A 12,557-nucleotide genomic window follows, 5' to 3' on the forward strand; every position below is an offset into this window, starting at 1 on the left:
CCCGCATGACGCAGATGTCACGCCGCCATGTGCTGGCCCTCGGTGCCGGCGGCGCCCTCGGGGTGTCCCTCGGCGCACCGCTGTCGCGCGGTGCGCCGGCTTCGGAAGCGGGAGGCGAGGCGCACGGCATCTCGGCGTTCGGCGATCTCAAGTACCCGGCCGATTTTCACCATTTCGACTACGTCAATCTCGATGCACCGAAGGGAGGCATGTTCTCTCTCATTCCGTCGGTGCGCGCCTACAATCAGTCCTACCAGACCTTCAACTCGCTCAATGCCTACATCCTGAAGGGCGACGGCGCGCAAGGCATGGACATGACGTTTGTGCCGCTGATGGTGCGCGCAAGCGACGAGCCGGACGCGATGTACGGGCTTGCCGCGAGATCCGTGCAGATATCGCCGGACAGGCTGGTCTATCGCTTCACGATGCGGCCCGAGGCGAAATTCCACGACGGCACCAGGCTCACCGCGCACGATGCCGCGTTTTCGCTGATGTCGTTGAAGACCAAGGGCCATCCGCTCATCATCGTGCAGATGCGCGACTTCGTCAGCGCGGAAGCTGTCGACGATGCGACACTCGTCGTCACCTTCGCCAAGGGACGGGCGCGCGACGTGCCGCTCTATGTCGCGAGCCTGCCGATCTTCTCGAAGGCTCATTATGCGTCTCGCCCGTTCGACGAATCGTCGCTGGAGATTCCGCTCGGCTCGGGCCCGTACAAGGTCGGCAAGTTCGAGGTCAATCGCTACGTCGAATTCGAGCGCGTGAAGGACTGGTGGGCTGCGGATCTTCCGGTCTGCCGCGGCAGCTATAATTTCGATGTCGTTCGCTACGAGTTTTATCGCGATCGCGACGTTGCCTTCGAAGGCTTCACCGGCAAGAACTATCTCTATCGCGAGGAATTCACCTCGCGCATCTGGGCGACGCGCTATGACTTTCCTGCCGTGAAGGATGGTCGCGTCAAGATGGAGGTCGTGCCCGACGATACGCCGTCCGGCGCGCAAGGCTGGTTCATCAACACGCGTCGCGACAAGTTCAAAGACCCTCGTGTGCGCGAGGCCTTGATCAATGCCTTCGACTTCGAATGGACCAACAAGACCATCATGTACGGTGCCTATGCCCGCACCGTGTCGCCGTTTCAGAATTCGGACCTCATGGCGGGCGATGCGGCCCCTTCGCCCGAGGAACTGAAGCTGCTGGAGCCGTTCCGCGGTCAGGTCCCGGACGAAGTGTTCGCGGCGCCGTTTACGCCGCCGGTCTCGGACGGCTCCGGGCAAGACCGAAGCCTGCTCCGCAAGGCGCAGCAACTGCTGACCGAGGCCGGCGTGCCGATCAAGGACGGCAAGCGGGTATTGCCGAATGGCGAGGTATTCAGGATCGAGTTCCTGCTGGACGAGCCTTCGTTCCAGCCGCATCACGCGCCCTACATCAAGAATCTGGGCACGCTCGGCATCGAAGCGAGCGTGCGTCTCGTCGATGCCGTGCAATACAAAGTGCGCCAGGAGGATTTCGATTTCGACATGACGATCCAGCGCTTCAGCATGTCGGCGACGCCGGGCGATGCCATGCGCTCGTTCTTTTCCTCCCAGGTCGCGGCAACCAAGGGCTCATACAATCTCGCGGGCATCGCCAGCCCGGCCATCGACGCCATGATCGAGAAGATCATGGCGGCCGACAGCCGCGAGGAGTTGACCATCGCCTGCCGCGCCTTCGATCGTCTGTTCCGCACCGGCCGCTATTGGGTGCCGCAATGGTATAACAAGACGCACCGGCTGGCTTATTGGGACCAGTTCGGCCATCCGCAGAAGCTGCCACGCTACGCCAACGGCGTCGGTGCTCCCGATATCTGGTGGCATGACGGCGCCAAGGCGGCCAAGCTCGAGCAGGCGAAATAATCATGAGTGCCTATATCGCCCGCCGCATTCTCCTGATGATCCCGACCCTGCTCGGGATCCTCTTCGTCTCCTTCATCGTCGTGCAGTTCGCGCCGGGCGGCCCGGTCGAGCGCGTAATCGCGCAGCTCTCGGGCGCCGACACCGGCGGGACCTCGCGCATTTCGGGTGGCAGCGATTTCGCGCAACGCGCGCCGGGACAGGTCGGCGCCGGCGCGGATGCCATCAACTCGAAATATCGGGGTGCGCAGGGCCTTGACCCTGATTTCATCAAGAAGCTCGAGGTGCAGTTCGGCTTCGACAAGCCGGCGCCGGAGCGCTTCGCGCTGATGGTGTGGAATTTTGCCCGCTTCGACTTCGGCAAGAGCTATTTTCGCGACGTCAGCGTGCTCCAGCTCGTCAAGGAAAAGCTCCCCGTCTCGATCTCGCTCGGCATCTGGCTGACGCTCCTGACCTACCTGATCTCGATTCCGCTCGGCATCCGCAAGGCGGTCAAGGACGGGACACGCTTCGACACCTGGACGTCGTCCGTGCTCGTGCTCGGCTATGCCATACCCGGCTTTCTGTTCGCGATCCTCCTGATCATCCTGTTTGCCGGGGGCTCGTTCTTCAACTGGTTCCCGCTGCGCGGACTGACGTCGGACGGCTGGTCGCAATTTCCCTGGTACTGGAAGATCATCGATTATTTCTGGCATCTGACGCTGCCGCTGATCGCCATGGGGCTCGGCGCGTTCACCACCATGACGTTCCTGACCAAGAACTCGTTTCTGGACGAGATCCGCAAGCAATACGTCATGACCGCGCGCGCGAAGGGCTGCAGCGAGAACCGGGTGCTCTATGGCCACGTCTTCCGCAACGCGATGCTGATCGTGATCGCAGGCTTTCCCAGCACCTTCATTCACGCCTTCTTCTCGGGCTCGCTTCTGATCGAGACCATCTTCTCGCTGGACGGGTTGGGATTGCTCAGCTTCGAAAGCGTTCTCAACCGCGACTACCCCGTGGTGTTCGGCACGCTCTTCATCTTTTCGCTGGTCGGGCTCGTGGTCAACCTCATCTCGGACCTGACTTACATGTGGATCGATCCGCGGATCGATTTCGAGGCACGGGAGGTCTGATGACGCTGACCGCCCCCACCCCGATCGAGACCACCGCGAAGTCGCCGCTCGGCGACGCCGTGCCGATCACGCGCAAGCCGTTCGTGCCGTCGCCGCTCAACAGGCGGCGCTGGCAGAATTTCAAGGCGAACCGGCGTGGCTACTGGTCGCTCTGGATCTTCATGTTCCTTTTCGTGGCCTCGCTGTTCGCCGAACTGATCGCCAACGACCGGCCATTCCTGGTCAAGTTTGACGGTCATCTCTACTGGCCGGCCTTCGTGACCTACTCCGAAACGACCTTCGGCGGCGATTTCGAAACCGCAGCCGACTATCGTGACCCCTATCTGCAGAAGTTGATCAAGGAGAAAGGCGGCAGCATCGTCTGGCCGCTGATCCGCTACTCCTACGACACCCATAATCTCGATCTGCCGACGCCGGCGCCGTCGCCGCCGACCTGGATGCTGACCGAAGCGCAGTGCAAGCCTGTGGTCGAGAAAAAGGGGCTCAAAAGCTGCCGTGACCTCGAATACAACTGGCTCGGGACCGACGATCAGGGCCGCGACGTGATCGCGCGCCTGATCTATGGTTTCCGCATCTCGGTGCTGTTCGGCCTCTGCCTGACCATTGTCTCCTCCGTCGTCGGAATCGCCGCCGGCGCGGTGCAAGGCTATTTCGGCGGCTGGATCGACCTGCTGTTCCAGCGCTTCATCGAGATATGGACCGCGATCCCTTCGCTCTATCTGCTGCTGATCCTGTCGTCGGTGCTCGTGCCCGGCTTCTTCGTGCTTCTTGGCATCCTGCTGTTGTTTTCCTGGGTGTCGCTGGTCGGACTCGTGCGCGCGGAATTTCTGCGGGGGCGCAATTTCGAGTACATCCAGGCGGCGAGAGCGCTCGGCGTGTCGAATGCCGTGATCATGTTCAAGCATTTGCTGCCGAACGCCATGGTCGCGACGATGACGTTCCTGCCGTTCATCGTCTCCTCGTCGGTCATGACGCTGACGGCCCTCGACTTCCTCGGCTTCGGTCTGCCGCCCGGCTCGCCGTCGCTCGGCGAGCTGCTGGCGCAGGGCAAGTCCAACGTGCAGGCGCCCTGGCTCGGCTTTTCCGGCTTCTTCTCGGTCGCGATCATGCTGTCGCTTTTGATCTTCATCGGCGAAGCGGTGCGCGACGCCTTCGATCCGCGCAAGACCTTCAGGTAGACGATGGACGCGATCAACCAGCCCCTGCTTAGCGTGCGCGACCTCTCGGTGGCCTTCCACCAGGGTGGCGCCACGACGCTTGCGGTCGACAAGGTCTCGTTCCAGATCAAGCGCGGCGAGTGCCTGGCGCTGGTCGGCGAATCCGGGTCCGGCAAGTCGGTCAGCGCGCTTTCGATCCTGAAGCTGCTGCCCTATCCGAACGCGTCGCATCCCTCGGGCAGCATCCGCTTCAAGGGACGCGAGCTGATCGACCAGTCGGAGCAACAGATGCGGGAGATTCGCGGCAGCGACATCTCCATCATCTTCCAGGAGCCGATGACTTCGCTCAATCCGTTGCACACGATCGAGGCGCAGATCGGCGAGATCATCCAGCTGCACAATCCGACCAGCAATGCGCAGGCGCGCAAGCGGACGCTGGAATTGCTGACGCAGGTCGGCATCCCCGAGCCCGAGACGCGGCTTAACAGTTATCCGCACCAGCTTTCCGGCGGCCAGCGCCAGCGCGTGATGATCGCGATGGCGCTCGCCAACGAGCCGGATTTGCTGATCGCGGACGAGCCGACCACTGCGCTCGACGTCACCGTGCAGGCGCAGATCCTGGCGCTGCTTGCCGACATCCGCGCGCGGCTCGGCATGAGCCTGCTGTTCATCACCCACGATCTCGGCATCGTGCGCCGCATCGCCGACCAGGTCTGTGTCATGAAGGGCGGCGAGATCGTCGAGCAGGGACCGGTTGAGCAGGTCTTCAAGACCCCGAAGCACACTTATACGCGGGACCTGCTGGCGGCGGAGCCGAAGCCGGATCCGGCGCCGCCGCAGCCGGGCGCGCCGGTGGTGATGTCGGCCGACGATCTGAAAGTATGGTTTCCGATCAAGCGCGGCTTGATGCGCAAGACGGTCGGCCACATCAAGGCGGTCGACGGCGTCAGCCTCGCCGTGCGCAAGGGCGAGACGCTCGGTGTGGTCGGCGAATCCGGCTCGGGCAAGACGACGCTGGGGCTCGCACTGCTGCGCCTGATCTCCTCGAACGGACGCATCGTATTCCTGGGCAAGGACATCCAGGGCTTGCGCTTCAAGGAGATGCGGCCCTTCCGGCGCGACATGCAGATCGTGTTCCAGGATCCGTTCGGCTCGCTCAGCCCGCGCATGTCAATCGCGGACATCATCGCCGAAGGCCTCTCCGTGCACCAGCCAAAGCTGTCGCGCGAGGAGCGTGAGGCGCGCGTCGTCAAGGCGCTCGAAGATGTCGGGATGAAGCCGGACACCCGCTACCGCTATCCGCACGAGTTTTCGGGCGGGCAGCGCCAGCGCATCAGCATCGCGCGGGCTGTGGTGCTGGAGCCGGATTTCGTCGTGCTGGACGAGCCGACCAGCGCGCTCGACATGCTGTTCCAGGCGCAGATGGTGGACCTGTTGCGCGAGCTTCAGCGCAAGCGCGAGCTCACCTACATGTTCATCTCGCACGATCTGCGCGTCGTGGCCTCGCTTGCGAGCCATCTCATCGTGATGCGCGGCGGCAAGGTGGTCGAGGAGGGACAGGCGGCCGAGCTGTTCAAGAACCCCAAGACCGATTACACGCGTGCGCTGTTTGCGGCGGCGTTCCGGCTGGAGACGGCTGGGAACGGGTCGGTCGCGACCTGATCTTGCGTGATCACGATCACGGCGGCTGAGCGATCGCCGCGACATCCTGTACGCATGGCCGCGAGGCAGTCTCGCGACGGCGACAGGAGTGCAGAGATGACGTTCATTGCAATCGACGCGGAGGCGACGCGCGAGCTATCCGCGATCGAGCTCGACGGGGTCGTCGGGGGCGCGGCTCCGCGGGGAGGTTACGGTCAGATTTACGACGTGCCGCCGCCGCCGCGCGTTGTGAATGCGCCCCAATTGGGCGGCGGAGGCCCGACGAACCTGCCGCACTTGCATGCATTCTGAGGCGAACGGACCTCGGCAAGGCGGGTAGGGCGGGCGATGGGTTTCGCTCCGCTCTACCCATCCTGCGAGGTGTCGCTAGAGTCGTTTGATCGCCATGACCTCGCTGCCGGCCGCCTTGATCCGCGCAAGGGCCGGTTCGATCGGCTCGATCGCCGTTGCCATATGGTGGGCGTTGGCGTGGACCATGGTGCCGCCGTCGCGGACGATCGCGACATGGCCCTTCCAGAAGATCAGATCGCCGCGCCGTAAGCTGTTGCGTTCGTGCGGCTCCAGTGCGCGGCCGAGCCCTGCCTGCTGCATGTCGCTGTCGCGAGGACAGCCGATGCCTGCGGCGGTCAGCGATACCTGCACCAGACCCGAGCAATCGATGCCCAGACTGCTTTTGCCGCCCCAGAGATAGGGCGTGCCGACGAAGCGCTCGGCGACGGCGACGAAATCCGGCTCGCGATGATCGAGCGGCGCAAGATGCGTTCTCGGCAGAAAGGCGCCGTCGGGTGTCACGGCGAAAGTGCCGTCCTCGCGCGCCACCGCGATCTTGGAGCCAAGCACCAGCGTATCGGCCGGCGGTAGCTTGATCGAAGGTCCGGGGAAGGCAAACGTCCGTAGCGCACTGACGACGTGGGTCGGTGTGGCGGTTGGCTTCATGAGCGCTGCATCGGGCAACCAGCCGACATAGCCGTCGCCATCGAGCTGGCCCCAGGCCCAGCCCTCGCCGTTGCGATCGTAGACCGTGACGCGCTCGCCGCGCAGCGCTTGCGTCATCAGCATGGCGCCCGAGGAAGGCTGCTCGCGCACCGGCGCGATCGGATCGACCACCTCGAACGCCTCGCCGGTGACGAAGCGGTCCGCTTTCACCTTGCCTTCGAGGTATTTCGCGGCGAGGTCGCCGCGCGCTGGCGTCAGCCTTCGGTCGATTCTTGGTTCGATTCCGGGATCAATTCCTGGATCATGCATAGCGCTCACTCAGCAATGCGTAGATGGCACGCGCGGCTTGGCATTCGCCGCCTTCGGGCCGCGCCGGCTTCGCCGAAGGCGTCCAGCCGTAGATGTCGACATGCAACCAGCTTTTGGCCTGCTCGACGAAGCGTTGCAGGAACAGCGCGCAAATGATCGAGCCGGCGAAGCCGCCGGACGGCGCGTTGGTGATGGTGGCGGTCTTGGAATCCAGCCACGCATCGTAAGGCGGCCATAGCGGCATGCGCCACAACGGATCGTTCTCCTTCACCGCGCAGCGCGCGACGTCGGCAGCAAGCGTCTCATCATTGGTGTAAAAGGGCGGTAAATCCGGCCCCAGCGCGACGCGTGCGGCGCCGGTCAATGTGCCGAGGTCGATCAGGAGGTCCGGCTTCTCCTCGTCGGCCAGCGCCAGCGCGTCGGCGAGCACCAGCCGGCCTTCCGCGTCGGTGTTGCCGATCTCCACCGTGATGCCCTTGCGCGAGGTGAAGATGTCGAGCGGGCGGAAAGCGTTGCCCGCGACCGCGTTCTCGACCGCCGGAATCAGCACGCGCAGCCGGACCTTCAGCTTGGCGTCCATCACCATGCGGGCCAGCGCCAGCACGTTGGCGGCGCCGCCCATGTCCTTCTTCATGATCAGCATGCCGCTCGACGGCTTCAGGTCGAGTCCGCCGGTGTCGAAGCAGACGCCCTTGCCGACCAACGTCACCTTGGGATGAGCCGGATCGCCCCAACCGATGTCGATCAGCCGCGGCGCGCGGTCGGAGGCCATGCCGACGGCGTGGATCAGCGGAAAGTTCGTCTTGAGATCCTCGCCGATGGTGCAGGCGAAGCTTGCGCCGAATTCGGCCGCGAGGTCTTGCGCGGCCGTAGCCAGCTCCGCTGGCCCCATGTCGTTGGACGGCGTGTTGATGAGATCACGCGCCAGCATCGCGGCATCCGCGACGCGAGCGATCTCGGCCGCATCGACGCCATCAGGCGGCACCAGCCGGACGTCGGGACGATCAGCCTTGCGGTAGCGCGCGAAGCGGTAGCACCCAAGTGCGAAGGCGAGCGCCGCCAGCCGTGCATCGTGCGGTGCGTTGGCAAAGCGGTAAACGCCTGGCGGCAGCAGGCCGGGCAGCGCGCCCGACCGGAACAGATCGCGCGATCTGGCATCGTCGTCCTCGAGACCGAACAGCACTTGCGCGATCGCACCGTCGGGCGCGGGCAGCGCAAGGCAGCCGCCCGGCTTGGCGGCAAAGCCATTGGCGGTGGCGAATTGGCGCTGCGGCGGCGGCAGTGTCTCGCGCACCGCATCCCAACTCGATCTGGTGACGAAGGTGATCGGGATGGCGGCGGACGATGTCTCGAAGATGGCAGGCATTGGCGGGTCCAAACAGGTCCTACGAACGGACGAGACTTCGCAGAGTTTTGCCGCGGCCGCAATCGGCATTGCTGTCTCCGCGCGGCGAGCCGCTACTCGCGGCAAGCCGGCCATGCTAGGTTCCGGCAACGGCTGCCGGATCTGCAGACAATTGTGCAGGAGACTGCCGGCGACCGAAGACGGAGCCTGCCGGGAGGAAATGCAATGGAATTTGTGTGGAGCGTGGTCACATTCATCGGCCAGGCCGTCGAGGCAATTTTCGGCTATGTCGAGCATCACCATTGGATATTCGCATTCCTCGCCGGCGGTTACGTCTTCTATCTCCACGACCGCTCCGTCCACGCGCGGTTCGACGCACTCGACAAGCGCATCGACGAAATCCGCAAGCGGCTTGCCATCGAATATTGATCGAGCGAGACGAAACCATCGCCGGGCGATCTCGTATTCCTTGCTTGAGAACTGCCGTTCACGAGAGCGCGGCCGCGGGGCTTTACTAGCGCTACGGTTGTGGCATTATCGATGAATATTATAGATTGTGCCGGGCGGTTCTGCACGTCGAGCGCATGGACGCTGCGGTAAACGGTCGATACCCACCTCAGTCGATAGCAGCCTGGAAACGTTCGTCTAAGGCATTTCTCTCAATCGTTTGGGCGACGCAGCATTCGCAATGAGCGGCGCAAAATGGATAGATCGTTCGTCATTGCGCAGATCTCCGACCTGCATCTGGACGGGTCAGGCCGGCTGCTTGCGGCGATCGAGGCGCTCAGCGCCGAGATCGGCCAGAGGATGGCGGCCTTTGCCGATGCTCCCGATCGCATTCTGCTGATCACGGGCGATCTCGTGGACGACCCGACGCCGCGCGCGCTCGACGAAGCGCTCGCCGTCATCGCGTCCTTCCGGCAGACCGGCCTGTTCACCGACATCCAGGCGATTGCCGGCAATCATGACATCAAGCGCCCCAACCAGCGCGCTGGTCTCCACGACGCCTATGACTACCTGCATCTGCCGCGGACCTCGAAGAGCGTCTACTACCGCCAGGCCGGACTCGATCTTGTGCTGCTGGATTCCAACCGGGCGAGCCTCACGACGCTCGCGAGCGGCAATATCGACGAGAACATCTACCAGGCGATGGTTGCGGATTCCGCGCGGCTGAGCGTCGAGCTCGCAGGCAGCATGGGTTCGGCCGGGCGTGCCGATTTTGCCGAGCCGGCCGAAAACCTGGTGCGCGTGCTCGCGCTGCACCATCATCCGTTGCCGCAGGCGACCGGAGAAGGAAAGCGGTTTCTCGGCGTGCCCGACGAGCCGCTGATGTATCTGGCCGCGCCCGCGACCTTCCTCGAAGCGGCAACCTCGCTCAACGTCAATCTGGTCCTGCACGGACACAGGCATGTCGAGGGATTGACCCGCTATTCGATCCCCGATCCGCGCGCGACATGGAGCAAGAGCGGTGAAGCGTTCTGGCGCACGATCTATGTGCTGTCCTGTCCGTCCTCGACCGGGCAGGCCGGTGACGATGCCGGTTTCAATATCATCCATTTTGGCCCATCGTCTCATGCCGGCCGCACCGAGCATCGGTTCGCGATCACCCGCTACTCGCGGTCGCGCAACGATGGCGCCTTCAGGCCGCTCGATTCGAACCTGCCTGACGGCGTCATCAGGCTGCCGGCAGGGCGGGATTTTTCCCGTGATCCAGCCGTCCAGTCGGCGATCGAGATCGGCTCATGCACGACGCTGAAGCGAGATCAGGTCGCAACATTCGCCCGCCGGCTCCTGAGCCGCCGCGCCTTCTATGTCGACGCCGAGGTGGACTGGGCGAGCGCGCTCCACGTCTATCTTGTCACCTCGCAGGCCTGGGGTGATCTCGAGGGCAAGGCCGCGAGGTCCGCACGCAAGCACGACGTCGAGGCGCTTGCCACGGCGAAATTGATGCTGCACCGGTTGATCGAGCTCTCCGCCGACGTGCTCGGCATCGATCGTGTTCAGCTCGACGAGCTTCGTACCAAGCGTCTGTTCAATCGCGACGATCTCCGGCGCGAATGGACGGGCGCGCCGCGCGCGGGAATCGACATCGCGGAGCAGCTGCGGCGAAGGCTGCAATTGCTGCGGGATCTGGACGGGCAGGTGAGGGCGATCGGCCCGGACCTCGGCCTTGGTGGCGACCCGCCGCCGCAGACGCCGCCGTGAAGGAGCGGAAAATACTGCGTTAACCGGCCGTTAGGGTTAACAGTCTATTGCTGGCGCGTTCGGCTCGATCAATCGGCTCGAGAGTCAAAGCGTCATGCGTCAACGGTTCAGTCTTGCCCGGCTTCTCGCGTCCACCTCGCTGGTCGCGGTAGTGGCCATGGGCCTCGGCGGCTGCACGGCCATGTCGAAACTCTCCGATGTCACGGGCTCCGTCGGTCCGCGGGCGGAGGCCGCTCCGACCGATCCCGCGCGCGCCGTCGAAGCCTATGGCGAGCGCTATCGCGCCAATCCCAAGGACGCCGACGCGGCGCTCGGTTACGGCCAGGCCTTGCGCGCCAACGGCCAGCGTGCCCAGGCAGCCGCCGTGCTCGAGCAGGCGACCATCGCCAATCCCGGCAACAAGGCGCTGCTCGCCCAATACGGCCGCGCGCTCGCCGACAACGGCAATTTCCAGCAGGCCTTCGACGTGCTGTCGAAGGCCCACTCGCCCGACAATCCGGACTGGCGCCTGCTCTCGGTGCAAGGCACCGCGCTCGATCAGATGGGGCGTCACGAGGAGGCGCGTTCCTACTATGCGAGCGCGCTGAGAATCGCACCGGGTGATCCCGGCGTGCTCTCCAATGTCGGCCTGTCCTACATGCTGTCGAAGGATCTGCCGAAGGCCGAGGAGGCGCTGCGGCAAGCCTACGCGTCGCCGCGCGCCAGCAGCCGGGTGCGGCAGAATCTCGGTCTCGTCGTCGGCCTCCAGGGCCGCTTCGCCGAAGCCGAGACCATCGTGAAGGCTGACCTGCCGCCGGATCAGGCCGCGGCCAATGTCGCCTACCTCAAGGACATGCTGAGCCGCAACGATGCCCCGCGCGGTGCGCCGAAGCGGACTCCAGTCGCCTCGCTCAGCCAGCCCGACTGATCATCTGATCTTCCACGCTGGAAGCCGCCTGCGGACCGCGCGCGGTCCGCGCCTGCTTCAGTGCAGCTCGGAGATCTTGATACCAGTCGGTCCGAGAATGACGACGAACAGCACCGGGAGGAAGAACAGGATCATCGGCACGGTCAGCTTCGGCGGCAGCGCGGCGGCCTTCTTCTCGGCTTCGTTCATGCGCATGTCGCGGTTTTCCTGCGCCATGACGCGCAGGGAATGGCCGAGCGGGGTGCCGTAACGTTCCGCCTGCTGGAGCGCAAGACAGACCGACTTGACGCCCTCGAGCCCGGTTCGCCGCGCCAAATTCTCATAGGCGACCTTGCGATCCTGCAAATAGGACAGCTCGGCCGTGGTCAGGGTGAACTCCTCCGACAGCGCGATCGACTGGCCGACGATTTCAGTGGCGACTTTCCGGAACGCCATTTCGACCGACATGCCGGATTCGATACAGATCAGCAGCAGGTCGAGCGCGTCGGGAAAGGCGCGCTTGATCGAGAGCTGGCGCTTGGAGATCGCATTCCTGAGGAACAGCATCGGCGCCTGGAGGCCGAGATAGGCCGCGCCGACGCAGATGCCGATCTTGATCGGCATCGACTGCTCCATATGCGCGATCAGGAAGACGTAGACGACCGAGCCGACGAACAACACGATCGGGGCGACCATGCGGGCAAACAGGAAGGTGATATAGGGCGCATGGCCGCGGTAGCCCGCCATGATGAGCTTGTCCCGCGCAGCCTCCTGCGCGAGCCATTTGGTCAGGTTGAAATCCTCGACGACCCTCGAGACGAGCTGCTTCGGCGTCTGGCGCAGCGTGACCTTCTCGTTCTTGTTGAGGCGCTCGCGCTCGCGCTGCCGGATTCGCTCACGCTCGCTCGCCACCGCCTTCATGCGCTTCGAAAGACCTTCGCCGGCGAACAGCGGCATCACCAGCGTATAGACGGTCGCGCTGGCGGCGATGGCCGCCAGCAGCATGGTCATGAAGTGGACGTCGTGCAGCTTCGTGACGAGGAGATCGACCAT

11 protein-coding genes are annotated in these 12,557 nt (G+C 64.2%); 8 read left to right on the plus strand and 3 right to left on the minus strand.

Annotated elements, in window-relative coordinates; translation table 11 throughout:
• Positions 1-5: 5 nt before the first annotated feature.
• The 5 genes from F8237_RS19850 (at position 6) to F8237_RS19870 (ending at position 6,114) form a co-directional block, all read left to right on the plus strand.
• The gene (locus F8237_RS19850; protein ID WP_162006132.1) at positions 6-1,892 is read left to right on the plus strand and encodes an extracellular solute-binding protein; all 1,887 of its coding nucleotides are present in this window, start codon (positions 6-8) and stop codon (positions 1,890-1,892) included.
• Positions 1,893-1,894: 2 nt separating this feature from the next.
• Positions 1,895-3,004, plus strand: coding sequence for a microcin C ABC transporter permease YejB (locus F8237_RS19855; protein ID WP_014439613.1), 1,110 nt, complete (start codon positions 1,895-1,897; stop codon positions 3,002-3,004).
• The gene (locus tag F8237_RS19860; protein WP_151647175.1) at positions 3,004-4,182 is read left to right on the plus strand and encodes an ABC transporter permease; all 1,179 of its coding nucleotides are present in this window, start codon (positions 3,004-3,006) and stop codon (positions 4,180-4,182) included. Before F8237_RS19855 ends, F8237_RS19860 begins: the two co-directional genes overlap by 1 nt.
• Positions 4,183-4,185: 3 nt before the next feature.
• Positions 4,186-5,823 (plus strand): ABC transporter ATP-binding protein, encoded by a 1,638-nt coding sequence (locus F8237_RS19865; protein WP_151647177.1) that lies wholly within the window; start codon positions 4,186-4,188, stop codon positions 5,821-5,823.
• 96 nt (positions 5,824-5,919) lie between these two features.
• On the plus strand, positions 5,920-6,114 hold the full coding sequence (locus tag F8237_RS19870) for a hypothetical protein (RefSeq protein WP_151647179.1): 195 nt from the start codon (positions 5,920-5,922) through the stop codon (positions 6,112-6,114).
• Between the two features lie 75 nt (positions 6,115-6,189).
• Here F8237_RS19870 and F8237_RS19875 read toward each other — a convergent pair whose 3' ends face one another.
• Positions 6,190-7,068 carry a C40 family peptidase gene (locus F8237_RS19875; RefSeq protein WP_151647181.1) on the minus strand — a complete coding sequence of 293 codons (879 nt, stop codon included), beginning with the start codon at positions 7,066-7,068 and terminating at the stop codon, positions 6,190-6,192.
• Positions 7,061-8,434, minus strand: a complete 1,374-nt coding sequence (locus F8237_RS19880; RefSeq protein WP_151647183.1) for a leucyl aminopeptidase family protein — start codon at positions 8,432-8,434, stop codon at positions 7,061-7,063. Before F8237_RS19880 ends, F8237_RS19875 begins: the two co-directional genes overlap by 8 nt.
• 204 nt (positions 8,435-8,638) lie before the next feature.
• Here F8237_RS19880 and F8237_RS19885 point away from each other — a divergent pair, with 204 nt between their 5' ends.
• The 3 genes from F8237_RS19885 (at position 8,639) to F8237_RS19895 (ending at position 11,525) form a co-directional block, all read left to right on the plus strand.
• Complete coding sequence (locus F8237_RS19885; RefSeq protein WP_018454690.1) at positions 8,639-8,842, plus strand: hypothetical protein; 204 nt, start codon at positions 8,639-8,641, stop codon at positions 8,840-8,842.
• Positions 8,843-9,115: 273 nt separating this feature from the next.
• Positions 9,116-10,618 carry a metallophosphoesterase family protein gene (locus tag F8237_RS19890; RefSeq protein ID WP_151647185.1) on the plus strand — a complete coding sequence of 501 codons (1,503 nt, stop codon included), beginning with the start codon at positions 9,116-9,118 and terminating at the stop codon, positions 10,616-10,618.
• A 94-nt stretch (positions 10,619-10,712) separates the two neighbouring features.
• Entirely contained in the window at positions 10,713-11,525 is an 813-nt protein-coding gene (locus F8237_RS19895) for a tetratricopeptide repeat protein (RefSeq protein ID WP_151647187.1), read from the plus strand.
• A gap of 57 nt (positions 11,526-11,582) precedes the next feature.
• On the opposite strand, the gene F8237_RS19900 is transcribed toward F8237_RS19895, so the two are convergent.
• Entirely contained in the window at positions 11,583-12,557 is a 975-nt protein-coding gene (locus tag F8237_RS19900) for a type II secretion system F family protein (RefSeq protein ID WP_151647189.1), read from the minus strand.

The sequence above is a fragment of the Bradyrhizobium betae genome, from assembly GCF_008932115.1.
Lineage (GTDB): Bacteria > Pseudomonadota > Alphaproteobacteria > Rhizobiales > Xanthobacteraceae > Bradyrhizobium > Bradyrhizobium betae.

Coding starts and splice junctions, on each gene's coding strand:
- F8237_RS19855 (WP_014439613.1), top strand. CDS start 1,895: ATGAGTGCCTATATCGCCCGCCGCATTCTCCTGATGATCCCGACCCTG.
- F8237_RS19895 (WP_151647187.1), top strand. CDS start 10,713: ATGCGTCAACGGTTCAGTCTTGCCCGGCTTCTCGCGTCCACCTCGCTG.
- F8237_RS19890 (WP_151647185.1), top strand. CDS start 9,116: ATGGATAGATCGTTCGTCATTGCGCAGATCTCCGACCTGCATCTGGAC.
- F8237_RS19850 (WP_162006132.1), top strand. CDS start 6: ATGACGCAGATGTCACGCCGCCATGTGCTGGCCCTCGGTGCCGGCGGC.
- F8237_RS19900 (WP_151647189.1), bottom strand. CDS start 12,557: ATGGTCGATCTCCTCGTCACGAAGCTGCACGACGTCCACTTCATGACC.
- F8237_RS19860 (WP_151647175.1), top strand. CDS start 3,004: ATGACGCTGACCGCCCCCACCCCGATCGAGACCACCGCGAAGTCGCCG.
- F8237_RS19870 (WP_151647179.1), top strand. CDS start 5,920: ATGACGTTCATTGCAATCGACGCGGAGGCGACGCGCGAGCTATCCGCG.
- F8237_RS19875 (WP_151647181.1), bottom strand. CDS start 7,068: ATGCATGATCCAGGAATTGATCCCGGAATCGAACCAAGAATCGACCGA.
- F8237_RS19865 (WP_151647177.1), top strand. CDS start 4,186: ATGGACGCGATCAACCAGCCCCTGCTTAGCGTGCGCGACCTCTCGGTG.
- F8237_RS19880 (WP_151647183.1), bottom strand. CDS start 8,434: ATGCCTGCCATCTTCGAGACATCGTCCGCCGCCATCCCGATCACCTTC.
- F8237_RS19885 (WP_018454690.1), top strand. CDS start 8,639: ATGGAATTTGTGTGGAGCGTGGTCACATTCATCGGCCAGGCCGTCGAG.